The organism is Chromatium okenii (assembly GCF_002958735.1).
GTDB lineage: Bacteria > Pseudomonadota > Gammaproteobacteria > Chromatiales > Chromatiaceae > Chromatium > Chromatium okenii_A.
In genome coordinates this window covers 651,517-676,728 of sequence record NZ_PPGH01000037.1, presented here as the reverse complement: position 1 = coordinate 676,728, position 25,212 = coordinate 651,517, and the positions used below count along the sequence as shown (strand labels likewise).

The window sequence follows — 25,212 nt, the reverse complement described above, 5'->3', positions numbered from 1 at the left end:
AGCAGCGCGTTCACCCAACCACACAATGACTGCGCGTACTGCCAGCAATCCCAATAAACTCAGCAGCCAGCGTTGTACTGCGACGAGGTCTGCGCCTTCAAACATCACCGCGTTGAGAATGACCGCCAAACACCATGCTTGCGCGATGGCCAGCAACCCGTTGAATGTGTTGAGCCAAATGGTGTGCGCGAGGGCGCGACCGGCAAGTGGGCGTTGTGATTTAAGCCAAGTGATCGCGGACATGCGCAGAGATTCCAATACCGATGGTGATAAAAAACAGTAGGAACTGCGCAGTTGAAAACGCAAATATTGATTTAATTCTCAATCGTCGGTAATGACATTTCTTACTGATAACTGACAACTTTTTTAACGCGCAGCCCTAAGCAGAATACGGAACCAGTCGGGAGCGGCAATGCAGATTTATCATTGTGAACCAATACTGAGCTTCCAACTGCAACTAAACATCGAAATGAATCAATTCTGGACCAGCGCATGACCACACCCGCACTTTCTGTTGCTGCTTTACCTTGGTTAACCGAAATTTGGACAGGTTTACAAACCGCTCGCGCCGCAGATCGGCTGGCGCATGGACTGCTCATTAGCGGTCCGTGGTGTCGGAAAACGCTTGCTTGCCGAGCAGTTAGCGCATTCGTGCTGTGTCCACTGTGACCATGACGGCGTACCCTGCGGGACTTGCGCCGACTGTCATCTGCTCGCTGCGGGCACACATCCCGATCTCACTCGTCTCGGTCCTGATCCCGAAGCCAAATCCAACTCATTACGATTGACACCATTCGCGCTTTCACTGAGCACGAATCGCTCACGCCAAGTCGCGCACCGCGCAAAATCGTGTTGATTGATCCCGCAGATCGTCTCAACACTGCGGCGGCCAATGCGCTGCTGAAAACACTGGAAGAACCTGCTGGGCGCACGATTTTATGCTTGATTGGCGAGCACATCGGGCAATTGCCGGCGACGATTCGCAGTCGCTGCCAGCACCTCAAAGTGCCGATTCCCGCCGAAACCGTCGCGCTCGCGTGGCTGCGCAGTCACACCACGCAACGCGATCAAACCTTGCGGTTGCGGCTGGCGCACGGCGCACCGCTGCGGCATTGACCGAATTCAACGATGAACTGCTTGAACAACGGCGCTTGCGACTGACGGGATTTCTCGCCATTGCCGCCAAAACCCGCGATCCGGTTGCTGAAGCAGCGATTTGGAACACGCAGGGCGCAGCGCAAATGTTGGATTGGCTCGCCGGTTGGCTGTGCGATCTGCTGCGGCTGATGGTCGCGCAGCAGCCGCCGCGATTGAATAATCCCGATCATCAGGGCGATTTTGCCGCGCTGGCTGGGCGCATTTCACCCGCTGCGGGACATCGTTTATTGCGGCGGATTTTAGAAGCGGGAAATTCAGCTTAATGCCAATATCAATTCGCTGCTTATTTTAGAATCATTAGCAATTGAATGGGCACAAATTAACGTAGTGCACAGGAAATCTTAAAGAATGAATATGCCAAATTCTCTGGGTTCATTAAGCGGTCAACAGCGTATTTTGAGCTTTGCCATCAAAGATAAAAGCGCACTGTATTTATCGTTTATGCCCTACATTAAAAACGGTGGTTTATTTATTCCGACCACCAAATCCTATCAGCTCGGCGATGAAATCTTTTTGCTGCTGCAATTGATGGATGAAACCGACCGATTGCCGGTTGGCTGGTAAAGTCATTTGGATCACGCCACCGGGCGCAGAAGGCAATCGTTCTATTGGCGTTGGAGTCCAATTCAGTGAACAAGATAAGGGCGGCGCTCGGCGCAAAATTGAAGCCTATCTCGCAGGATCAGCCGGTTCTGATCGCCCCACACACCATGTAATTTGAGTTTTGAACTGCCATGTTAATAGATTCTCACTGCCATTTGGATCGCATTGATCTCACACCGTATGACGGAGATTTTGCCGGTTTTATTGCACAATGCACTGCGGCAGAAGTAACGCAAATGCTCTGCGTTGCAATTGATCTTGAGCATTATTCAGCAATGCGCCAATTGATTGATCCATTTCCACAAATCGCAGTTTCCGTTGGCGTTCATCCCAATCATGAGCCGGCGTTTCAAGTAACAGTTGCACAATTGGTTGAATTAGCGACCGAGGCGCGTTGCGTGGCAATTGGCGAAACGGGATTAGATTATTATCGCAGCGGCGATTTAACTTGGCAGCATGAACGGTTTCGCATTCATATTGCCGCAGCGCGGCTTGCGGCAAACCGCTGATTATTCACAACCGCGATGCGGGAGCTGACATTATTCGTGTTTTAACTGAGGAACGCGCCAACGAGATTGGCGGTGTAATTCATTGTTTTACCGACAGTTGGGAGATTGCCGAGCGGGATTAGAATTAGGATTTTATATTTCATTTTCGGGCGTGGTGACATTCAAAACTGCGGACGCATTGCGCGAAGTAGCGCGGCGTGTTCCATTAGAACGCATTTTAATCGAAACCGACGCGCCGTATTTAGCGCCTGCGCCGCATCGTGGCAAACCCAATTCACCGCATTTTGTTCCGTTGATTGCGGCAGTGCTGGCGGATATTCATGGGATGACGTTGCCAGCATTTGCCGCCGTTGTGCGGGAAAATTATCAACGGTTATTTAATGTTCCATTCGCTTAACTTTGAGCAGAGTTTTTATCTTCTGAGTTGTCAGTGGAATGCGCAAATCGCAATTAAAGCCAGTATTCAGAATCCAGCAATTGCGCAATGGTAAACGGGCAATCAGTTGGAAAAGTTGCAGCCGGTAAACCGGTTTCGAGTATGAAAATGACTTGCTAGCGCATGTTTTTCACTGCGTCCCATATCTTCAATTTCCTCGGCAATACGGATCAAATCCAAACCAGCGAGATGACTCGTTCGCAATTGCTCGGCGCAGTTGATTGACCATTGATAGAAATCTTGATCGTGATTCATTCACTCACCAACTTTGCTGCGTATTCTCGCGAAATAACGCAGCGTACTTAATACTGGATTGGGCGCAGTTTGCCCCAGCCCGCATAAACTGGTGGCTTGCACCACTTCGCATAATTCTTCCAATAAGGCCAAATCGGCAGTTGTGCCCTGTCCTTTGGTGATTTTTTCTAATAGCCCGTGCATTTGCTGGGTTCCAGCGCGACATGGAATACATTTGCCGCACGATTCGGTCATGCAGAATTCCATGAAATAACGGGCGACATCGACCATACACGAAGTGTCATCCATCACGATCATGCCGCCCGATCCCATCATCGTGCCCAGTGTTTTCAGGCTGTCATAATCGACTGCGATGTCGAGATGCGCGTCTGGAATGCAGCCGCCAGAAGGACCGCCGGTTTGTACGGCTTTGAAGGTGCGCCCGTCGGGAATGCCGCCGCCGATGATTTCAATGATGTCGCGCAGACTGGTTCCCATCGGCACTTCAATCAGTCCGGTGTTCTGAATCTTGCCAGCCAGCGCAAACACTTGGTTCCTTTCGATTTTTCCGTGCCGATGCCCGCAAACCACTCGCCGCCATTGCGAATAATCGGCGCGATATTGGCGAAGGTTTCGACGTTGTTAATCAGCGTCGGGCAGCCCCATAACCCAGATTCGGCTGGGTACGGTGGACGCGGACGCGGTTGACCGCGCAAGCCTTCAATCGACGCCATGAGCGCCGTTTCCTCGCCGCAGACAAACGCGCCAGCGCCGAGGCGAATTTCCACTTCAAAATTAAATTGCGTATCGGCGACGCGATGACCGAGAAAACCTGCGCCTTTGGCAGTGCGCATGGCAGTTTGCAGTCGTTCGACAGCCAGCGGATATTCAGCACGAACATAGACATAACCTTTGCTGGCGCCAATGGCGTACCCGGCAATCATCATTCCTTCCAACACGCGATGCGGATCAGATTCGAGCACGGCACGATCCATAAATGCGCCCGGATCGCCTTCGTCGGCGTTGCAAATCACATATTTCTGCGCCGGGCGTTTTGGCGACGGTTGACCATTTCAGCCCAGTTGGATAACCACCGCCGCCGCGTCCGCGCAGTCCGCTGGTGGTCACTTCACGCAACACTTCGGCAGAAGTCATTTCACTCAGCGCCTTGACCAGTGCGGCATAACCGCCAGCAGCAACGTAACTTTTGAAACTATCGGGGTCGATGATGCCGCAATTTTCCAACACGATGCGTTGCTGGCGGGCGAAAAATGGTTGCTCAGTCGAGCAGCGCAGCCGTTCCACTGGCGCACCGCAGACGCTGTGCAAAATGTCGGACGCATCTTCGGGCGTGACATCGCGGTAAAGCACTGAATCTGCGAGATCACAATTTTTATCTGCGACTGCGACCAACGGTCCGGCGGAACACAAGCCCATGCAGCCGACGCCTTTAATGCGGCAGGTACCGCCGCCGTCACCGCAGGCTTGTGTCAGTGCCTCAAATACCGGCAGCGCACCGGAGGATTGGCAACTGGCTGCGACGCACACGCGCACTTCGCGTTTGATGGCAGCTTCTTCGGCGCGAAATTGCGCCGCTTTTTCAGCGAGGTCTTCTGGGTGCATGTCAGTCCAATGCCTCCAAGGAGTTAACGAGAGTCGCGGCGTTTTGCTTACCCAGCACGTCGCCGTTGAGCACTACTGCTGGCGCGAGTCCACAGGCGCCCACGCAGCGGGCAGTCAGCAGTGATAACCGATCATCGGCAGTGGTGTCACCGGAATTGATGTCGTAGCGGGCGTGAATGCCGTCGAGCAATGCGCCTGCGCCCTTGATATAACACGCAGTCCCGGTGCAAATCACGCAGGTGTGGCGACCTTTCGGTTTGAGCATGAAGATGTGATAGAAGGTTGCCACGCCAAAAACCTTGCTTAGGGGCAAATCGAGCGATGCAGCAACGAAACGCAGTGCAATTTCGTCCAGAAAACCAAAGGCGTTTTGTACGCTGTGCAGCGTTTCAATGAGCGCGTGATCGGCGTAACCATGTCGGCGCATCGTCGCGTTAACGAGTTTCCAGCGTTTATCGTCGTCGGGTAATGGTGGTTTGGGTTGTGGCTGTTGCATGGCAATTCCTGTGGGCAATTGATTTTAAATTATTTGATGAAGAATTTTCTTTTTCGGTATCCTACGAAGTTCACCGCACTATCAGTTGTATACGCTTATCTCTAGCAATTATAAAAAAGCGTTGCGTTAGCAGTGAGCTAGTGGCAGTATCCTGACTGCCTAAAGAATCGATATTCTGACGACTACAGCTCGATTTTATCGTTAATCAAGGCAGGTAATCATGTCACAAAAAGCCAACTATTTAAGGCTATTTTACTCCGTTAAGTTTACTCCAAACGTCATTGTAATTGGAGTGATTCTTGGTCTAACTTTTGCATTACAATTTTTTCTGGTTGCCCAAACCTTTCCACTATCTGAACTATTTGGTTCGGCAAGTTTATTATACATTGACAACCCTTTTCACGAATACAATGTTGCAATGGGAGCAGCAGTCGGTTCGGTTGGATATGATCCTTTTTTTGCTGCGGGTAGAGCCACCGGCTTTGCGCTTAACCATAGCGACAGATTGCCAGCATTTTTAGCGAATATTCTACCAAGCAGTCTGACAGCAGCAGACATTTGGAAACTGTATACCTTTGCCGTTTCTCTTATTGCCAGCATTTGTTTACCACTCACTTTAATTATTTTACGCTTTGAGCGCAATGCAATCGCAATCAGCGCGGCGCTAGGTTTGCTATTGTGGTGGACGGGTATATTTCGCTGGTTTCACACCGCTGGCATGGTCTCATTTATTTTTATTGCTTTTGCATCGCTTCCGTTTACAGCATTAGTGGTGCGGTTACTGACGCAAGCGTTTACCAAAACATTAATTGCTACAGTGGCATTAGGATTAGTTGCCGCATTTCTCTTTTTTAGTCATCCTTTGTTCCCACTGCCAATAACTGTTTTTTTAATTTTTTATCTTGCCTTAAATAGGCAAGCTGTTCATTGGCAGTTTGGGTTAACCGCGTTATTAGCGGTAGCAGCTATTGGCATCCTGTTGAATGTTGGTTGGTTATACTACTTTATGAATCCACTGGAAATACAAGAGACTTTTGATCTTTATCAACGGGCGACTGGCGGCGATTTAGTGATTAAATCTCTTCTTGGTATTTGGGATAAAGCCAACGGAGCAAGAATCAATACGCCAATTGCGCTGGCTGTTATCTTAGGATTCTTTTTAGCCTATTTCAGCAGCCAACGGCGGTTACTTTTAACCTATTCTGGCGTTGGCGTGTTCTGGCTCCTATATGCTTATACGGCAGGCGATAACGACGTATTAGGGAAACTTACCCAGCCGAATCGATTTACTACAGTTGCCTATTTATTTCTTGCCTTGCCCGCGGCAGTAAGCATTGCGGAAATTTTTTGCAACGCATTACAACACGAGAAAACATGGCGACGAGCAATCTCTCGTGCAAGTGCTGGTCTGCTTGCGATTGGACTTACAATCAGTGTCGTTGAAATGGGACGCGAGGTTTCATCTGCTAACATTGGACATTATGGTCAACATCCACCGCAGGCGCGTCATCAAGGAGAATATGCAGATCATATTCTGAGTTTTTTGAATACTAACACCGATAATTCAGCACGAGTCCTATTTGAAACCTCGCTCGGAAGAATCCATGATGGCGGTCATATTGCTGGAATACTTGCATTAAAAAGCCAACGTGAGTTTGTTGGCGGACCATATGTGCAAACTGGCTTTGCTTCTTTCTGGGATGGAAAGGCATTTACGAAGCCAATCGCAGAGATTTCACCAGAAAAAATGCACGAGTATTTTGATCGCTACAATATCGGCTGGATCATTGCCCACTCGGAAAAAAGCAAGCGTTATTTTGACCAATTAAACGGCGTCGTTTGTATTAACGAATGGAAGCAACTGAAGTTTTATCAGGTACAGCGTCTGCACAGTTTCTTTTTAGCAGGGGCGGGAGAACTTGTTGCAAGAGATGCAAATCGACTGGTTTTCAAAGCTGTTTTAGGCGACTCCATCACACTCAAATATCATTATCTTCCTGGAATGCAAGTTACGGAAGGCACAATTGATCCGGTATTTATTGGTGATGATCCTAACCCGTTTATTCAATTGCGCGGAGCATCACAAAACGTTATTTTAACGTACCGCTAAAATCATAGAACACGGATCAAAACTGAATTTAATGTTGAACAACTTGGATAGTACAGGTGTCATTGTGAACGATCAAGACATTCAGCGACCATCAAACCCGACTATCTCGGTCGTGGTTCCTGTGTATCGTTCACAAGATACGCTGCGCGAATTACATCGTCGAATTACTGCGGTATTGGAAACGATTGATCCGCATTTTGAGTTAATTTTAGTGGAAGATTGCGGTGGTGATAATTCTTGGAATATCATCGAAGAACTGGCTAAAGAAGATCGTCGGGTGCGTGGCATACAACTCAATCGAAATTTTGGTCAACATGCTGCCACAATTTGCGGTTTTGCTCATTCTAGGGGTAAGTGGATTGCAACCTTAGATGATGATTTAGAACAAGTGCCAGAATATCTGCCAAATTTATACAAAAAGGCGTTGGAAGGGTATGATTTAGTTTATGGAGTTTATCCTGAACGTACTCATAAATCTTGGCGCAATATCACATCTCACACTGCTCGCTGGTTGTTTAGTAAAGCTATTCCGTCTTTGAATCATGCTTATACAAGTTTTCGTATGATTCGTGGTGATGTTGCCCGCACACTTCCTCAGTTTGATTCTCCTTTTCCTTTTGTAGACGGATATTTATCTTGGCTTACTAATAGCTATACCACCGTCGAGGTTCCGCATGGAACACGTACCTATGGCGTTAGTAATTACACTTTCAGAAAGCTCATCACTCATACTATAAATATTTTCGTTACTTTTTCTGACCTTCCACTAAAAATGGCGACATGGATAGGTATTATAGCTTTTGCTATTGGCATGATTTGGTTCACTATCATTATCGGGCGATTTTTTATCGGTGGCATTAACGTATCTGGTTACGCATCTATCATGGCAGGAATTTTGCTGTTCGGTGGGGTACAACTATTGGTTTTAGGTATCTTTGGCGAATATCTAGGACGGATGAACTTTAAATCATCGAAGAGACCGTTATTTATGGTAGGCAGAGCCACTAGTACAATAGTTAAGGATTAATTTAACATGCGTTTATTAATTTATGGGTCAAAAGAATTTGCTGCAACAGTTGCGGAATTAGCACGGCATTGTGGGCATGATGTTGTGGGAATGGTGGATGATTATAGCATGGGTTCTAATATCTTGGGTAGTTTTGATGTTATTTCACATTCACATCCTCCTTCTCAATATGGTATTGCTGTAGCGGTAGGCTATAAAAATTTACTTGCGCGTTGGTCTGTGTGGGAAAAAATTAAATTGATAGGTTATCAATCGCCTATTCTAATTCATCCACGCGCTTATGTTGCTGATACTGCGCAGATAGGAGAAGGCGCTATGGTGATGGCTGGAGCGATTGTAGATGTTCGTGTTCAACTTGGCGCATTAACTGTTTTATGGCCTGGCACATGTATTAACCATGACACTAGAGTTGGTGCAAATACGTTTATCTCACCTAATGCCACTTTATGCGGATTCGTCAATGTTGGTTCGCATAGCTTTGTTGGTGCAGGTGCTGTAATTGCTGACCATTGCACAGTTCCAGATGAAAGTTTCATAAAAATGCTTACACGTTACACGCTAAATTTATGAAAAATGTCGTTATCCTCCAATCCAACTACATTCCTTGGAAAGGTTACTTTGATCTTATCCACGATGCCGATCTATTTATCTTTTATGACGATCTTCAGTTTACTAAAAATGATTGGCGTAATCGAAATAAAATCAAAACACCAAGAGGATTAGAATGGATTACAATTCCAGTAGGTACTGATTCAAATCGTTTGATTTGTGAAGTGCAAATAAAAGATTATTCTTGGCAAGCGAAACACTGGAAAACAATTCAACAACATTATGGAAAATCACCATATTTTGCCAGTTATCGAGATTTTTTTGAGGATATTTATCTTGGGCAAAAGTGGACTAACCTTTCTGTTCTAAACCAGACCTTGATACGCTCAATTTCAAGTGAAATTCTGAATATCAAGACAGAGTTCCGAGATTCCAGAGATTACAACCTCTCGGGTCTGAAGCTCGAAAGACTCCTAGAATTGGTTACTAAAGCTGAAGCAGATCGATATATTTCTGGTCCGGCTGCAAAAGATTATATTGATCCTTCTCGTTTCGCGGAAGCAAACATTGAATTGATTTGGAAGGATTACTCAGGTTATCCCGAATATCCACAGCGATTTCCGCCGTTTGAGCATGGAGTTTCGATTCTTGACCTTATTTTCAATGTTGGTTCCGACGCACCTTGGTACATCTGGGGATGGCGTAAAAGCGAGACTCAACCAATATGAAATGGCATGTTCAACTTTCAAGATATGCTTTAGTCGGTGTTGCAAGTAATGCTTTTGGTTATTTTCTTTATCTTTCTGCCATTTGGTTAGGTGCTGGTCCTAAAACAGCGATGACCTGGCTTTACCTGTTAGGAATTCTGCAAACTTTCTTTTTCAACAAAGATTGGTCATTTCAATTTGGCGGAGCCGCAGCGCCCGCACTCGCTCGTTATGCTGCCCTCTATGCTCTTGGTTATGCTATCAACTTTCTAGCAATTATGCTGCTAGTCGATTATATTAAGTTACCCCATCAATGGGTTATGGCGGGTCTTATTTTTTACATGGCGATCTTTTTCTTTTTAGGACAAAAATTTTGGGTTTTTAACTATTTGCGTACAAAAGATTAAATTCCGAGAAAATTATGTCGTTAAATGCGTTAAATATACATCTAAAGCGCCTACTTTTTGGCATGTATTCCTTCGCCGAAAATCTACTGCGAATCATATTAGAATTGCTTCCGCATCCATTCCGTTACTGGATATTCAAAATCATGCTTGCAAAATTAGGGTCTGATTCAATGATTGATTATCAGACTTATTTTCGCTATCCATGGAAGATCAGTATTGGCAATGGAGTTTGGATAAACAGAGGATGTGAGTTCTACGGCTCGATGCTGGCTACCAATAAAGCACAGATAACAATTGGTGATCATTGCGCCTTTGGACCTCGGGTCAGGGTGCTTAGTGCCACGCACGATTACCACAGACTTGATCTTCCTGACCAAGCTGCAAGTGTCACGGTAGGGCATCACGTTTGGATTGGTGCAGGTGCAACATTATTACCAGGGATAAGTATTGGAGATGGAGCGGTGGTTGCCGCAGGTAGCGTGGTCACTCGTGATGTTGCTCCATTTACAATAGTGGCTGGTAATCCAGCACGTTTTATAAAAAACAGGGATTTAAACGATGCAAATTCCATTTAATAAGCCCTACATGACCGGTAAAGAACTTTGGTATATCGCCCAAGCTCACGCGAATGGGCATTTGGCAGGCGATGGTCAGTTCACGAAACAATGTAATGCTTGGCTAGAAACGCGCACGGGAACCAGTAAGGCGCTGCTCACTCATTCCTGTACCGCAGCATTAGAAATGGCTGCGATCTTGGCTGACATCCAGCCGGGCGATGAAGTGATTATGCCGTCTTACACCTTTGTTTCTACAGCGAATGCGTTTGTGCTGCGTGGAGCAATACCGGTGTTTGTGGATATTCGCCCAGACACGCTAAATATCGATGAAACCCGAATTGAAGCCGCCATTACCGAAAAAACCAAGGCAATTGTCCCAGTTCATTATGCTGGAGTTGGGTGCGAAATGGACACCATTATGGACATCGCCCAACGCCATGATTTGCTGGTGATTGAAGATGCGGCGCAAGGTGTAATGGCCAGCTATAAAGGTCGGGCGCTGGGCTCAATTGGGCATTTAGGTTGTTTATCTTTTCACGAAACTAAAAATATCATTTCCGGTGAGGGTGGCGCATTATTAGTCAATGACCCGCAGCTTGCCGAGCGTGCTGAGATCATCCGTGAAAAAGGCACTAACCGCTCACTATTTTTTCGTGGTCAAGTTGATAAATATACTTGGGTTGATCTCGGCTCTTCCTATTTGCCGTCCGAGTTAGTTGCCGCCTTTTTATGGGCACAAATGGAAGAAGCAGATGTCATTACGCAGCGGCGAATTGGTTTATGGAACAGTTATCACCGCTGGTTTGCGGCATCGGAAACTGCGGGTATGTGTCGTCGCCCCATTATTCCTGCCGCATGTAGTCATAATGCTCACATGTATTATTTATTACTGGCAGATTTAGAAACCCGTAATCAATTTATTGCTCGGTTAAAATTACAGGGTATTTCACCAGTGTTTCATTATGTGCCATTACATAGCGCCCTGCTGGGCAACGTTACGGACGAACACATGGCGATCTTTCTCATACCGAACATTTGGCGGATTGTCTGGTGCGGTTGCCGTTATGGATTGGTTTAGAAGAATCACAAGCTGAAGTCGCGCGGAGTATTTCGAACGTATTGGCTGAAATTGTTTGATAACTTTGAGTATTTGATTAAAAAATGAGGTTTTTTATATGAAAGGAATTGAGACAGGCACCGTAAAAAACAGTACTTTACTGTTTTTAGGAATGGGCATAATAGCTATAACAATTTTTTTTAGAATCATTTTTTATACTGGTTTTTTAGGATCAGATGAAGTCACTTACACAGAAGCTGCATTCTCTGTTCTTCACGGTAATTGGACTGTATCTTCATATGCAGGTTCAAATCGTTACGGCATCAATCTTCCCGTTGCCGTGTTGATGTCAATTTTTGGAACGAGTGAGTATTCAGCTAATTTGTGGTCTTTCCTTTGTTCAGTTTTAGAAGTTACTGTGGTGTTAGTACTTGGAACACGTTTGCTCGGCTATAAAATCGCTTTTATTGGAGCACTGTTATTAGCACTGCTTCCAATTCATGTCCATTTTGCCGGCAGGTTAATGGCGGATTCTCCATTAGCCCTTTTTATTACTCTAAGTTTTCTTTTGTTTTGGTTGGGTGAAAAACATGATCACCTAATAAGTTTTCTTTTCGCTGGCATATCAGCGGGATTCGTTTTCTGGGTTAAGCCTATAGTCGCTATTCTGTATATTTTGGTTTTTTTGACATACCCACTGATATTTCGGCGCTGGAATTTTCGCTGGATATGGATGGTAGCGGGTTTTGCTACCTTTGTTGGAGCGAACATGATTTTTTTCTGGTGGGCTGCGGGAGATCCACTTTTTGTATTCCGCGTGATGTTCAATCAATCTTCACTCGATAAAATAGTGGGCAATGAAGATGCTTATTTTTATCCCAGTTACTATCTAGTTTATCTTTTCGGAAAAATATGGCACACATGGCTGCTTGGACCACTTTCTTTGTTTGCATTAGTACTATGGATATGGAAACGTTTTACATCTCATCATTTAACTAACGAAAATATTCCGTTCCTAATTTGGTGGAGTCTTGGTTTAATGTGCATATTTTCTCTTTTCATTATTTCTTGGGAACCGCTAACTTTTATCATGAAGCAAACGAATTACATGCTTATTTTCGTTGCACCACTATCTCTGTTAGCAGGTTATGGTCTTACGATACTTTCTAACAAATTTCTCACCCTTATGCTAACAATTTTCATTTTACCATCAATCGTGTTAGCTGGAATGGAACAACGTCTAATTCATGTACATACTGCTAACAGTTTGACAACTTATGCTTTTGCACAGACTCACAACGACACGAATGTTTTTGTTGGCACTAACGCTAAGATGTTTGCTTTATTCAAGCGAGTGACAGGTCATGCAGCTCAAAAGAACATAAGATCGTTGGATGAACTGAAAAATGGAAAAAATGACGTATTAGAACTGGGGAATTATTTAATTTTTGATACGCAGACGTTTACTAAAGAGGAGCGAACAATAGTTAAAGAATTACTTGACAAAAAATCACCTTGTTTGAGTGAAGAAGTAAGTACGAAAATCAAAGACAAGCCAGCCATACTAAATTTTTTCTCAGTAGGCATTAACAGCACTTTTGATTTATTGGCTAGTAAAACTGAAAGTTTACTCCAACCAAGCCCTGCTATTATTTACAAAGTGTCTTCTTTAGATGCGTGTTCAAACTACCAATAATCCGTTTCAATACTGTTGAGAGTAATTTTCAAACGATATCAATTGATGATCTCACGGTAACAGCACCGACGCTGAGGCAAACCCGCACCGCGCACACCTAACGCCATCCGTTGGGCTGTGCCATAATCCGCCGCCTTTCCGCGTTGTAAAAGTGGTCTTTGTCGACCCGCACCGGACACGGCAACTTTACAATTTAATTTTTAGGATCAATCGCTTAACGGAGATCAAGATGGACGAAAACCGCAAAAAAGCGTTGACTGCCGCACTTGCACAAATTGACAAGCAGTTTGGTAAGGGCACGGTGATGCGCATGGGCGACACTGGCGGAGTGCGCAATGTCGAAGCGATTTCCACCGGTTCACTCGGTCTTGATTTGGCGCTGGGCATCGGCGGCGTTCCCAAAGGACGGGTTATCGAAATCTATGGTCCTGAATCGTCAGGCAAAACTACGTTATCGCTGCACATCATCTCTGAAGCGCAGAAACTTGGTGGTACCGCAGCATTCGTCGATGCCGAGCACGCGCTTGATCCGATTTACGCCGAAAAGCTCGGCGTCAACATGAAAGACCTGCTGATTTCACAGCCCGACACTGGTGAACAGGCGCTCGAAGTCACGGATATGTTAGTGCGTTCTGGTGCGCTGGATATTGTTGTAGTTGATTCGGTCGCTGCATTAACGCCAAAAGCAGAAATTGAAGGCGAAATGGGCGATTCGCACATGGGACTTCATGCGCGATTAATGTCGCAGGCATTGCGCAAATTAACTGGCAATATCAATCGCTCCAATTGCTGCGTGATTTTCATTAACCAAATCCGTATGAAAATTGGGGTCATGTTTGGCTGTTTTGATTATCACGCTCGCGTTGTTTTAGCAGATGGCACCACTGAAAAAATCGGCAAAATTGTGAATCAACGGCTGCCGGTAGAAGTGTTATCAATGGACCCAGCAACTGGAGCATTATCGGCGCGTCCAGTGGTGAATTGGTTTCGCAATGGTGACACCGAGGAATGGCTTTATTTTGAAGTGGCAGCTGGCGGCGGTTCAGGACGGCGTAAATTGACTTGTACGGAAAATCATTTAATTTTTACACCAAATGGCGAACGTCGCGCTGGCGATCTTAATATCGGTGATGAAGTGATGGTGGCGGTGAAGCATTACGCACTCACTGAAGATCAAAACCAATTGATTTTAGGTGGTGTTCTTGGCGACGGATCGCTGCGTTTTGCATCAGAATCCAATGTTGCTTTTCGTGTGGGTCACGGTGAAAAACAACGCGAGTATTGTGATTGGAAACATGAAATGCTGGCACCGTTTGCCAATCGTATTGGCTCAACAGGTAATGGTATTGGTTTTGATACTTTACCAATGGGGCAACTGGTGGGATTGCATCGTCAAGCCTATAGCGCCCAAGGGCGACGAGTGAGTGATGGCATGTTATCTGCGCTTGATGCTCGCGCTGTCGCGGTTTGGTATTGCGATGACGGATCATTTTCGGGTTCTTATGAACATTGGGGACATGGTAAAGCCGAGATTGGGTGCATGAGTTTATCAATAGATGATAAAGAACGTTTAGCGGATCGTTTAGAACAGCTTGGAATGGGACGTCCAACAGTGCGCGAGCGTTCATTATTATTTAGTGGCGAGCGTACGCAGCAATTGCATGAAAAGATTGCGCCTTATGTGCATCCGTCGCTTGATTACAAACTCCATCCTGATTTTCGTGGACGCTTTAATTGGCATCCCGATACTTCTGACCTGCATTTGAATGGTCATCGTCTCGATGCCCGCACACAGCTTAAAACTGCTCCGATGCGTATCACACGCAAAGAAATCCGCCCCGCGACGCCGCGTCATCGCACGCGATTTGATTTAGAAGTTGCTGGCAATCATAGTTATTTGATTGATCACGTTGCCGTTCATAATTCACCAGAAACCACAACTGGCGGCAATGCGCTGAAGTTTTATGCGTCAGTACGATTGGATATTCGGCGCACCGGCAATATCAAAAAAGGCGATGAAGTGATCGGCAGTGAGACCAAAGTCAAGGTCATTAAAAACAAGGTCGCGCCGCCATTCCGTCAAGCTGAGTTTGATATTTTGTACGGACACGGTATTTCCCGCGAAGGCGAGATCATTGACATCGGCGTTGCGGAAGGTTTCGTCGAAAAATCAGGTGCTTGGTATAGTTACGACGGCACTCGTATTGGTCAAGGCAAGGATAATGTGCGCAATTACCTGTGCGAGAATCCTGCAATTGCCCAGTCGATTGAAGCTAAAATTCGCGCCAAATTATTACCCGCAGTGACCGATGAATTGCCGCCGAACAAATCAACAAAAGATGACTAAATCGTCATGCACAATTTGCTGCAATGACCGCGCTTGATTCCCCAATTGATATTGAAAACTGCGCACTGCGCTTACTGGCGCAACGCGATCACACGCAGCGCGAATTGCTGCGCAAATTGCTTCAACGCGGTTTTATTGAAAGTGCCATTGATCCAGTCCTCAATCAACTTGAAACACAGGGCTTCATCAATGAACCGCAATTTGCTGAACATTACATTGCCGAGCGTATGAAAAAAGGTTTTGGTGTGCTGCGTATTCGTGGCGAATTGCGCGAAAAAGGATTAAGCGGAACGCTAATTGAACAGGCGCTCGAACCGGTAAAAAATGAATGGGCGGAGTGTATTGCTGCTGCTCATCAACGGCGATTTGGAAATACCGCGCCGACTGACCGCGCCGATTATGGCCGCCGCGCTCGTTTTCTCGAACAGCGCGGTTTTCCGACAGACTTAATTGTGCGCATACTGCGCTGATTAGACAGGATATTTGCGAGAAGTTTTGACCATGACCACCAGTGCCGCGCTCCGCGCCAGCTTTCTCGACTATTTCGCCCAACGCCAACACGAACGTGTCGCTTCCAGTTCGCTAGTGCCCGCGCATGACCCGACGCTGCTATTTACCAACGCGGGCATGGTGCAATTCAAAGATGTGTTTTTAGGGCGTGAACGCCGCAGTTACGTCCGCGCCACGACCTCGCAACGCTGCGTCCGCGCTGGCGGCAAACACAACGATTTAGAAAACGTCGGCTACACCGCCCGCCATCACACCTTTTTTGAAATGCTGGGCAATTTCAGCTTCGGCGACTATTTCAAGCGCGAAGCCATTGGTTTTGCGTGGGATTATTTGACACGAGTGCTGGCGCTGCCGCCGGCGCGATTGTGGGTGACGGTGTTTGAGGACGACGACGACGCTGCGAATATCTGGCTCCACGAGATCGGCATTGATCCGACGCGGTTTTCGCGCTGCGGCGCGAAAGACAACTTTTGGTCGATGGGCGATACCGGACCGTGCGGACCGTGCTCGGAGATTTTTTACGATCACGGCGCGGAGATCGCTGGCGGTCCGCCCGGTTCAGCGGACGCAGATGGCGACCGCTACGTTGAGATTTGGAATCTCGTATTCATGCAGTTCAACCGCGATGCTGAAGGGCATTTGACGCCGCTGCCGCGTCCGTCGGTTGATACCGGCATGGGGCTGGAGCGGCTCGCGGCAGTGTTGCAGGGCGTCCACAGCAATTATGACATTGACCTATTTCAACGCCTGATTGCGGCGGCAGCGGCGCTGACCGACTGCGCCGATCCCGCTGACAAATCGCTGCGCGTGATTGCTGATCACATTCGTTCGACGGCGTTTTTAATTGCGGATGGCGTGACGCCCAGCAACGAAGGGCGCGGTTATGTGCTGCGGCGGATCATGCGGCGAGCGATTCGGCACGGGCATCGGCTCGGCTGCACCACGCCATTTTTTCATCAGCTCGTGCCGGCGCTGGTGGCGGAAATGGGTGGCGCGTATCCCGAACTGGTCAGGGAACAAGCGCAGATTGAGCGCGTGATTGTGCAGGAAGAACAACGCTTTGCGGAAACGCTGGAGCACGGAATGCGGATTCTTGACGAGGCGATTGCCGGACTGACGAGCCAGCAAATTCCCGGCGCGACCGTGTTCAAACTCTACGACACCTTTGGTTTTCCGACCGATCTCACTGCCGACATCGCCCGCGAGCGCGGCTTGACGCTGGATATGGCTGGCTTTGAGGCGGCGATGGCGCAGCAAAAAGAACGGGCGCGGGCGGCGAGTCAGTTCGGCGGTGGGCAGGCGCTGGAGATTCAGATTCAAGGTCAAACCGATTTCTGCGGTTATGAGCGGTTGCAGGACGAGGCGACGGTGGTGGCGCTGTATCGTGACGGGCACTCGTGCGACGCGCTCAACAGCGGCGATGACGGTTTGGTCGTGCTTGATTTAACGCCGTTTTATGGTGAATCCGGCGGGCAAGTTGGCGATTGCGGCGAGCTGACGACGGAAGCGGCGCGGTTTGAGGTGCGGGACACGCACAAAAAAGGCGCTGGCGCAGTGATTCACGTCGGGCGCGTCACCGCTGGGCAAGTGACCGTTGGCGACCGAGTAACGGCGCGGGTGGATGCCGAGCGCCGTCACGCCATCGCGCTGAATCATTCGGCAACTCATTTGCTCCACGCGGCGCTGCGGCAGGTGCTCGGTGAACATGTGCAGCAGAAAGGCTCGCAGGTTGGGCCGACGCGCTTACGCTTTGATTTTTCACACTTTGCGCCGATCAGCCGCGAGCAGTTGCGCACCATTGAGCAGTTGATTAACCGCGAAGTTCGCGCCAATCATCTGGTCGAAACGCGGATTATGAGTTTGGACGATGCCAAGGCGACCGGCGCGATGGCGCTGTTTGGCGAGAAATATGCGGCGCAGGTGCGGGTGCTGCGGATGGGCGAGTTTTCGACTGAGCTGTGCGGCGGCACGCACGTCAAGGCAGTTGGCGACATCGGGCTGGTGAAAATTCTCAGCGAAACGGGCATCGCGTCGGGTGTGCGACGGATTGAGGCGACGACCGGCGCGACTGCGCTCAATGAAATTGCGGCAGATGAGGAGCGGCTGCTGCGCGTGGCGGAATTGGTCAAGGCGGGCGCGAAGATGCTGGCGAGCGCGTGAGCAATTGCTGGAGCGCAGTCGGCGTTTGGAAAAGGAGCTGGCGCAACTGAAAGCCAAGCTCGCGGCCGCTGCTGGGCAAGATGTGGCGAGTCAGCGGTGCTGGTGAATGGAATCAAGGTGTTAGCGGTGGAGCTGGCTGGCGCGGAGCCGAAAACGCTGCGCGACACGCTCGATCAAGTGAAAGATAAACTCGGTTCAGCGGTGGTAGTGTTGGCGACGGTCGCTGACGGCAAAGTCAGTTTAGTGGCGGGCGTGACCAAAGATTTGACCAATCGCTTCAAAGCGGGCGAATTGATCGGCGTCGTCGCAGCGCAGGTTGGCGGCAAGGGCGGCGGTCGTCCCGATATGGCGCAGGCGGGCGGCACTGATCCGGCTGGATTGCCGGCGGCGCTGGCGCTGGTTGCCGACTGGGTCAACAACCATCTTTGAAAATCTTTTCCGCCCCCGCTAACAAAAGGGGGCGATAGTTTGGTTATCCCGCCCGCAGTGGCGGGTTTACTTGTGAAAAAAACCATGATGCTTTTATCAGGTTATCAAACGCAGTCACTGCTTTATGAAAGTGCGAATTCAGAAATTTATCGCGCTATTAAAGCAGCGGACGGACAGAAAGTCATTCTCAAAGTTTTGAAACAAAACTATCCAACACCTTCAGAAATTGCGCGTTATAAACAAGAATACGAGCTGACAAGCCAGTTAGATTTAGACGGCGTCATCAAAACGTATGGTCTGGAAAAACATCAAAATACTTTTATTATTATCGTAGAAGATTTTGGAGGAACTTCTTTAAGTGAGCTGCTGAGTGATCGTGACTTATCGTTAGTGGATTTTTTATTGCTTGCTATCAAAATAGCGAATAGTTTAGTTCAACTGAATGCAAATCACATCATTCACAAAGATATTAATCCAGCTAACATTGTGTTTTGTCCTGATACTGCACAACTCAAAATAATTGATTTTGGAATTTCAACTAAGTTTACAAAAGAAAACTCCATTTTTAGAAATGCAAATCTCCTAGAAGGAACGCTTGCTTACATTTCTCCAGAACAAACTGGGCGTATGAATAAAAGTTTGGATTATCGTACAGATTTTTATTCTTTAGGTGTCACTTTTTATGAACTGTTGACGAAAAAATTGCCATTTTCTGCACAAGATGAATTAGAACTTGTACATTGTCATCTTGCCAAAGAAGCAGCATATCTCACTGACCTTGATCCGCTCATTCCTGTTGCAGTTTCTAATATCGTCAGAAAACTGATGGCAAAAAATGCGGATGATCGTTATCAGAACGCTTTGGGTATTAAAGCCGATTTAGAACGCTGTTTAGCGCAGTTACAGGCAACTGGTCGTATTGAAAATTTTGAATTAGCCACGCAAGACTTTTCTGATAAGTTTCAAATTCCTCAAAAATTATACGGCAGAGAATCTGAAATAGAAACCCTGTTGACTGCTTTTGAGCGCGTCAGTCATCCTAAAGATGCTGTGCCCAGTTCTGAGTTAATGTTAATTGCTGGATATTCTGGCATTGGTAAGTCAGCATTAGTGCGGGAAATTTACAAACCAATTACTGAAAAAAGAGGTTATTTTATTTCAGGAAAGTTTGATCAATTTCAGCGCAATATCCCTTATAGTGCCGTCGTCCAGGCCTTGGGCGAGTTAATTAAAAACTTATTAACCGAATCTTTACCAGAATTAGAACAATGGCGTAAAAAGTTATTAAGTGCGTTAGGAATAAATGCGCAGGTGATTATTGATGTAATTCCTGAGTTAGAGTTGATTCTTGGCAAGCAGCCACCTGTACCAGAATTAGGTGCAAATGAAGCGCAAAATCGATTTAACTTTGTTGTTAAAAATTTTACACAAGTATTTGCGCAACCAGAACATCCATTGGTGCTGTTTTTAGATGATTTGCAATGGGCTGACAGCGCGTCACTAAAATTTATGCAGTTATTGATGAGCGGTGAAATTAGATGCCTATTTTTGATTGGCGCTTATCGTGATAACGAAGTGTTTCCAGCTCATCCTTTAGTGCTGACCATTGATGAAATTGCAAAAAATGGTTCAATTATCAATCGGGTGATACTGTCGGCATTAGATTTAGCCACTTCTTCGCAGTTAATTTGTGACGCGCTCAAAACAGGAGCGGAAGAAGTGACACAATTAACAGAAATGGTGTTATTAAAAACAGGCGGAAATCCTTTTTTTCTAAACGAGTTTTTGAACGCGCTGTATGCTGAAGATTTCCTTAGTTTTGATCGTACTTCCTTGCGTTGGGTTTGGGATTTTCAGGCAATTGAGAATAGAAATTTTACTGATAACATCGTAGAACTAATGGTTAGTAAAATTAAAAAACTACCACTAAAAACTCAAGCTATTTTAAAAATTAGTGCTGCAATTGGTAATCAGTTTGACTTGTCATTAGTCAGCGCATTTGAGGCAACAGAGTTAAGAGAGCTTGTTAATCATCTTGATGTTGCCGTATCAGAAAATTTAGTCATGCCCTTAAATACTAGGGAGTATATTGAGTTATCTTTGTTAAATACTCCTAACTATTTGTTACCTGAATATAAATTCGTTCACGATCGCATCCAACAAGCAGCTTATAGCTTTATTCCTGATGATCAGCGGCACGTTGTCCACTATCAACTTGGGCAAATTTTGTTAAAAACAATACCGCCATCTGCAAGAGAAGAAAAGATTTTCGAGCTGGTGAATCAGTTAAATCAAGGAACAGTTTTAATTACGGAACAAACAGAAAAGTATTTGTTGGCGCAACTGAATCTCATTGCAGGTCAGAAAGCCCGCAATTCATCTGCTTATCAAGCAGCGCGTGACTATGCAACGCTAGGTCTGTCGTTATTGGGAGAGCATCCTTGGCATGAACACTATGAAATAAGTTTGGCTTTTCATGAGTTACAAGCAGAGCTTGCTTTTCTGTGTACTGACTTTGACCAAATGGAGTATTTTATTGATTGTGTCATTACAGAAGCACGATCTGTATTGGATGCAGTGAAAGTGTATATTATCAGGATTCAAGCAAATGCTGCCCGTAATAGAATACAAAAAGCCTTAGATGTTGGGCAGGAGATTTTACAGCGATTTAATATCACTTTTCCTGTTTTTCCGACAACGTATGATGTGCAAAAAGCCATAGCAGAAAATCAGGCGTTGCTGGACAAAGACGTTGCAGACTTATCTAATTTGCCCGTTATGACTGACAAAGAGAAACTGGCGATTATTGAAATCGGCAATAGAATTATGCCAGCAGCATTTAATGCTGGCTCTTTGTTATTCTTTTTAATTGGTTCTTTAACGGTCAAATTGTCTATTCAATCAGGTAATGCGCCAAGCTCTTGTTTTAGCTACTCAACCTATGGAACCATACTGTGTAACTTTTCTCAAGACGTTAAGACGGCTATTAAATTCGGTCAGTTAGCCCTAAATGTGCTTTCTAAATTTAATGCAATGCCTGTAAAAGCGTCGGTATTAACTGTGGTTGCTTTATTTATTTTGCACAGAAATAATCATATCCGAGATACTGCTGCTGTTTTACAAGAAGCCTACACAACAGCGTTAGAAACAGGTGATTTAGAATATAGCGGTTATAGTGCGTATGGTTATTGTCTTGCTCGTTTTTGGAGCGGCCAACCTTTGGCAGACGTGCAGCAAGAAACGGGCGCTTATGTCACACAATTGGCAAAAATGAATCAGCTCACCACGGCAAATTATTGTCGAATTTATTTGCAAGCGATTCAAAATTTATTGGGATTCAGCAAAAGTCCTGTTCTTTTTTCTGGTGAAGTGCTCCAAGAGTCTGAAATTCTCCCGCAGTTGTTAGAACAGAAAGATTTGGTAGGCGTTTATTTCTTTTATTTATACAAGTTAGTGCTCTGCTTTTTATTTGAAGACATCGAACAAGCTCAGAATTACGCTGCGGAAGGTAGACGTAATTTAATGTCAGGAGCGGGTTTAGTGACTCAAGGCGTTTTTTATTTTTATGATTCTCTTGTCATTTTGGCGAAACTCAAACCTAACGCATCAGGAGCGGAAGAAGCATTATCTTTAGTTGAAGACAATCAAACTATTTTACAACAGCATTGGGCTAGTCATGCCCCGATGAATTATCAGCATAAAATTGATTTAGTAACAGCAGAAAAATATCGCGTGCTGGGGCGGGCTTTAGATGCGATGGAGTTTTATGATCGTGCAATTGCCTTAGCGAGGGAAAACGATTATATCAACGATGTAGCAATTGCGTATGAACTAGCAGCTAAGTTTTATTTGTCAATTGATAGAACAATGATTGCAAAAACTTACATGCAGGAAGCATACTATTTTTATGAACTCTGGGGGGCTACAGCAAAAGTCAACCATTTGCGAAACAACTATTCCGGGTTAGTTACTGCGAAAAATTATAATTATCGCTTTGAAAAAAACTCCACTCCACACACGCAGTCAGCGTTGCACACTCAGTCAGCTTTTAATAATAGTTTAGATTTAGCAAGCGTCATGAAGGCGAGTCAGGCAATTACAAGTGAAATTGTCTTAGAAAATTTGTTACAAACTTTGATGAAGATATTGTTAGAGAACGCTGGTGCAGAAAGTGGTTGCTTACTCCTACAGTTGCAGCGAGAACATCTGGAAGTTGCCATTCATGCTCAAGATGGCGTCTTTGTCGTTTTTCCAAAACAAGAACTGATACAAGTTGCACCGGTGTCAGTGCTTAACTTTGTTGTACGCACAAAAACGGGCATCATTTTAGATGAAGCAATTGCAACGAAAAATAATTTTCATCAAGATGATTACATCCAGTCAGTAAAACCACTTTCTATGCTTTGCCATCCTTTATTGAATCAAAATGAATTGGTGGGAGTGGTTTATTTAGAAAATAAGATGACTGCGGGAGTGTTTACTCAAGAACGGGTCGAATTGTTACAACTCATTTCTGGTGAAGCTGCAATTGCAATTATCAATGCCACGTTATATCAGGAAAAACAACAGTATGCTTTAACTCTTGAAGAAAAAGTCAACGAGCGCACTCTGGAGTTACAAAAAGCTAACGATGAATTATTAAAACTTGCGCATTTAGATGGATTAACGCGGATTGCAAATCGACGCAGTTTTGACAGTTATTTAGCCACAGAGTGGGAAAGACATTTTAGAAGCCAAGAACCTTTGGCGCTCATTATGATTGATATTGACTTTTTTAAACTGTATAACGATAGTTACGGGCATCAAGGTGGAGATGATTGTCTGATTCAAGTAGCCCAAACGTTGGCTAAAGTTCCGCAACGTGCTGCTGATTTTGTTGCGCGTTATGGCGGAGAAGAATTTGCAGTGGTTTTGCCCAATACGGATGCACAAGGGGCACTCGTTATTGCTGAAAACTTAAATAAGCAGATCAATTTGCTTGCCCTCCCACATAAGGCATCTAAAGTCAGCGATCATGTGACTCTAAGTTTAGGTGTAGCAAGCCTAATTCCATGTGTTAATTTTAATGCGGAGCGTTTAATTGCTGATGCCGATGAAGCACTGTATCGAGCGAAAAATCAAGGTCGGAATCAAGCGAGTTTTTAATTAAATTTTGATTTATTACTAGACTTTATTGTTAAACCATTTGATAACCGCGTTTATTCAAAATTGGAGATAAGTGAAACCAATGGCGTTGATTGTGCAGAAATATGGTGGAACCTCGGTCGGCAGCGTGGAGCGCATCAACGCAGTGGCGGATCGTGTCAAACGCTGGGTTGAACAAGGGCATCAATTGGTCGTGGTGCTGTCGGCAATGTCGGGCGAGACGGATCGGTTGCTGGGGTTGGCGAAACAGATTCAGGTGCGCCCCGAACCCCGCGAGCTAGATGTGCTGCTGTCCACTGGTGAGCAGGTGACAATTGCCTTATTAAGCATGGCGTTGACTGCGCAAGGTTGTCCAGCGCGGTCGTATACCGGCGGACAGGTGCACATTTTGACCGATAGTGCGCACAATAAAGCACGGATTCGAGATATTGATGCAGCACGAGTTCGCGCAGATTTGGATGCCGGACGAGTGGTGGTGGTCGCTGGTTTTCAGGGCATTGATGAGCACGGCGACATCACGACGCTGGGGCGCGGCGGTTCGGATACTTCGGCAGTGGCGATTGCGGCAGCGCTGAAGGCGGATGAATGCCAGATTTATACCGATGTCGATGGCGTGTACACCACCGATCCGCGAGTGGAGCCGCGAGCGCGTAAGCTCGACCGCATTACTTTTGAGGAAATGCTGGAGATGGCTAGCCTCGGCTCGAAGGTGTTGCAAATCCGCTCGGTGGAATTTGCGGGTAAATATCAGGTTCCGTTGCGGGTGCTCTCCAGTTTTATTGACGGCGAGGGCACGCTGATTACGTTTGAGGAAGAAAATGTGGAAGACGCGAAAATTTCTGGAATTGCGTTCAGTCGAGATGAAGCGAAGTTGACGGTGCTGGGTGTACCGGATCAGCCGGGCGTGGCGCATCAGATTTTGGGACCGATTGCGGCAGCCAATATCGAAGTGGACATGATTATTCAAAATGTCGGGGCGCAAGAGGCGACGACGGATTTTACGTTTACGGTGCATCGCAACGATTATGCGCGGGCGCTGGAAATTCTCGACGCGATGGCGCACACGCTGGGGGCGCGGCAGGTGTTGGGCGATGCCAAGATCGTGAAAATTTCGCTGGTGGGCGTGGGAATGCGCAGTCACGCGGGCATCGCCAGCCAGATGTTTGGCTGCCTCGCCAAAGAAGGCATCAATATCCGCATGATTTCCACCTCAGAAATCAAAATTTCGGTGGTGATTGATGAGAAATATCTGGAGCTTGGCGTGCGGACATTGCACGAGGCGTTCGGTTTAGAGCACAGCGCGACGATTTGAACAGCACCAGCTAAATTGCGAATCATCATGGCACTGACAGAAAAAACTGTGGCGCAGCAGTGACAATTGCTAGAATTGACCCGCAAATCTGTACCTCACACGGGCATCCGAGGCTGACTGGTTGCATGACTTGCATGGAT

20 protein-coding genes and 7 pseudogenes are annotated in these 25,212 nt (G+C 46.3%); 23 read left to right on the top strand and 4 right to left on the bottom strand.

Translation table 11 applies throughout. The features are described 5' to 3' along the window. The first annotated feature begins 25 nt into the window (after nt 1-25). The 7 genes and pseudogenes from CXB77_RS22270 (at nt 26) to CXB77_RS24735 (ending at nt 2,667) form a co-directional block, all read left to right on the top strand. Nucleotides 26-283, top strand: a complete 258-nt coding sequence (locus CXB77_RS22270; RefSeq protein WP_242445750.1) for a hypothetical protein — start codon at nt 26-28, stop codon at nt 281-283. Nucleotides 284-492: 209 nt separating this feature from the next. Then, nucleotides 493-669, top strand: a complete 177-nt coding sequence (locus CXB77_RS22265) for a hypothetical protein (protein WP_242445749.1) — start codon at nt 493-495, stop codon at nt 667-669. Beyond that, nucleotides 587-856 (top strand): hypothetical protein, encoded by a 270-nt coding sequence (locus tag CXB77_RS22260; RefSeq protein ID WP_242445748.1) that lies wholly within the window; start codon nt 587-589, stop codon nt 854-856. Before CXB77_RS22265 ends, CXB77_RS22260 begins: the two co-directional genes overlap by 83 nt. Further along, entirely contained in the window at nt 769-1,116 is a 348-nt protein-coding gene (locus CXB77_RS22255; protein WP_347338181.1) for a hypothetical protein, read from the top strand. The genes CXB77_RS22260 and CXB77_RS22255 overlap by 88 nt, the downstream gene beginning before the upstream one ends. Then, nucleotides 1,113-1,421: a DNA polymerase III subunit delta' C-terminal domain-containing protein gene (locus CXB77_RS22250; protein WP_242445747.1), complete on the top strand. Its 309-nt coding sequence runs from the start codon at nt 1,113-1,115 to the stop codon at nt 1,419-1,421. The genes CXB77_RS22255 and CXB77_RS22250 overlap by 4 nt, the downstream gene beginning before the upstream one ends. An 85-nt stretch (nt 1,422-1,506) precedes the next feature. Further along, nucleotides 1,507-1,879, top strand: a pseudogene (locus CXB77_RS15065) (PilZ domain-containing protein). Between the two features lie 13 nt (nt 1,880-1,892). Beyond that, a pseudogene (locus CXB77_RS24735) lies at nt 1,893-2,667 on the top strand (TatD family hydrolase). 53 nt (nt 2,668-2,720) lie between these two features. Here the strand turns inward: CXB77_RS24735 and CXB77_RS24730 are convergent. The 4 genes and pseudogenes from CXB77_RS24730 to hoxE form a co-directional block, all read right to left on the bottom strand. Then, on the bottom strand, nt 2,721-2,810 hold the full coding sequence (locus tag CXB77_RS24730; protein WP_431520752.1) for a DUF29 family protein: 90 nt from the start codon (nt 2,808-2,810) through the stop codon (nt 2,721-2,723). Beyond that, the gene (locus CXB77_RS15055) at nt 2,770-2,961 is read right to left on the bottom strand and encodes a DUF29 family protein (protein WP_105074521.1); all 192 of its coding nucleotides are present in this window, start codon (nt 2,959-2,961) and stop codon (nt 2,770-2,772) included. Before CXB77_RS15055 ends, CXB77_RS24730 begins: the two co-directional genes overlap by 41 nt. Beyond that, nucleotides 2,958-4,563, bottom strand: a pseudogene (locus tag CXB77_RS15050) (NADH-ubiquinone oxidoreductase-F iron-sulfur binding region domain-containing protein). The gene CXB77_RS15055 and the pseudogene CXB77_RS15050 overlap by 4 nt, the downstream one beginning before the upstream one ends. Before the next feature lies 1 nt (nt 4,564). Further along, entirely contained in the window at nt 4,565-5,059 is a 495-nt protein-coding gene (hoxE, locus tag CXB77_RS15045) for a bidirectional hydrogenase complex protein HoxE (protein ID WP_105074520.1), read from the bottom strand. A gap of 220 nt (nt 5,060-5,279) precedes the next feature. On the opposite strand from hoxE, the gene CXB77_RS15040 reads away from it, so the two are divergent. From CXB77_RS15040 to CXB77_RS14980, 16 genes and pseudogenes are all read left to right on the top strand, one after another. Then, nucleotides 5,280-7,169, top strand: coding sequence for a hypothetical protein (locus CXB77_RS15040; RefSeq protein ID WP_146108845.1), 1,890 nt, complete (start codon nt 5,280-5,282; stop codon nt 7,167-7,169). Between the two features lie 64 nt (nt 7,170-7,233). Continuing rightward, on the top strand, nt 7,234-8,196 hold the full coding sequence (locus CXB77_RS15035; protein WP_172452694.1) for a glycosyltransferase family 2 protein: 963 nt from the start codon (nt 7,234-7,236) through the stop codon (nt 8,194-8,196). A gap of 6 nt (nt 8,197-8,202) precedes the next feature. After that, a complete protein-coding gene (locus tag CXB77_RS15030) occupies nt 8,203-8,766 on the top strand; it encodes a hypothetical protein (protein ID WP_105074517.1) in 564 nt (187 codons plus the stop codon). Continuing rightward, entirely contained in the window at nt 8,763-9,473 is a 711-nt protein-coding gene (locus tag CXB77_RS15025; RefSeq protein ID WP_105074516.1) for a WbqC family protein, read from the top strand. Before CXB77_RS15030 ends, CXB77_RS15025 begins: the two co-directional genes overlap by 4 nt. Then, nucleotides 9,470-9,859 carry a GtrA family protein gene (locus tag CXB77_RS15020; RefSeq protein WP_105074515.1) on the top strand — a complete coding sequence of 130 codons (390 nt, stop codon included), beginning with the start codon at nt 9,470-9,472 and terminating at the stop codon, nt 9,857-9,859. The genes CXB77_RS15025 and CXB77_RS15020 overlap by 4 nt, the downstream gene beginning before the upstream one ends. A gap of 362 nt (nt 9,860-10,221) precedes the next feature. After that, nucleotides 10,222-10,407: pseudogene (locus CXB77_RS24725) on the top strand (DapH/DapD/GlmU-related protein); the annotation flags it as partial. A 10-nt stretch (nt 10,408-10,417) separates the two neighbouring features. Then, nucleotides 10,418-11,494 carry a dTDP-4-amino-4,6-dideoxygalactose transaminase gene (rffA, locus tag CXB77_RS15010; protein WP_242445746.1) on the top strand — a complete coding sequence of 359 codons (1,077 nt, stop codon included), beginning with the start codon at nt 10,418-10,420 and terminating at the stop codon, nt 11,492-11,494. Nucleotides 11,495-11,591: 97 nt separating this feature from the next. Next, nucleotides 11,592-13,169 carry a glycosyltransferase family 39 protein gene (locus CXB77_RS15005; RefSeq protein WP_105074513.1) on the top strand — a complete coding sequence of 526 codons (1,578 nt, stop codon included), beginning with the start codon at nt 11,592-11,594 and terminating at the stop codon, nt 13,167-13,169. A 229-nt stretch (nt 13,170-13,398) separates the two neighbouring features. Next, nucleotides 13,399-14,010, top strand: a pseudogene (gene recA / locus CXB77_RS23240) (recombinase RecA); the annotation flags it as partial. Further along, a pseudogene (locus CXB77_RS24025) lies at nt 13,987-14,748 on the top strand (intein-containing recombinase RecA); the annotation flags it as partial. The pseudogenes recA and CXB77_RS24025, both read left to right, overlap by 24 nt. A gap of 345 nt (nt 14,749-15,093) precedes the next feature. Continuing rightward, a pseudogene (locus CXB77_RS23230) lies at nt 15,094-15,516 on the top strand (recombinase RecA); the annotation flags it as partial. 23 nt (nt 15,517-15,539) lie between these two features. Next, nucleotides 15,540-15,986 (top strand): regulatory protein RecX, encoded by a 447-nt coding sequence (locus CXB77_RS14995; protein ID WP_172452693.1) that lies wholly within the window; start codon nt 15,540-15,542, stop codon nt 15,984-15,986. A gap of 31 nt (nt 15,987-16,017) precedes the next feature. Next, on the top strand, nt 16,018-18,186 hold the full coding sequence (alaS, locus tag CXB77_RS14990; protein WP_431520737.1) for an alanine--tRNA ligase: 2,169 nt from the start codon (nt 16,018-16,020) through the stop codon (nt 18,184-18,186). A gap of 96 nt (nt 18,187-18,282) precedes the next feature. Beyond that, complete coding sequence (locus tag CXB77_RS24720; RefSeq protein ID WP_431520736.1) at nt 18,283-18,615, top strand: DHHA1 domain-containing protein; 333 nt, start codon at nt 18,283-18,285, stop codon at nt 18,613-18,615. Nucleotides 18,616-18,672: 57 nt separating this feature from the next. Further along, a complete protein-coding gene (locus CXB77_RS14985) occupies nt 18,673-23,760 on the top strand; it encodes a diguanylate cyclase domain-containing protein (RefSeq protein WP_197711076.1) in 5,088 nt (1,695 codons plus the stop codon). A gap of 82 nt (nt 23,761-23,842) precedes the next feature. Beyond that, nucleotides 23,843-25,072: an aspartate kinase gene (locus CXB77_RS14980; protein ID WP_105074512.1), complete on the top strand. Its 1,230-nt coding sequence runs from the start codon at nt 23,843-23,845 to the stop codon at nt 25,070-25,072. Nucleotides 25,073-25,212: the final 140 nt, after the last annotated feature.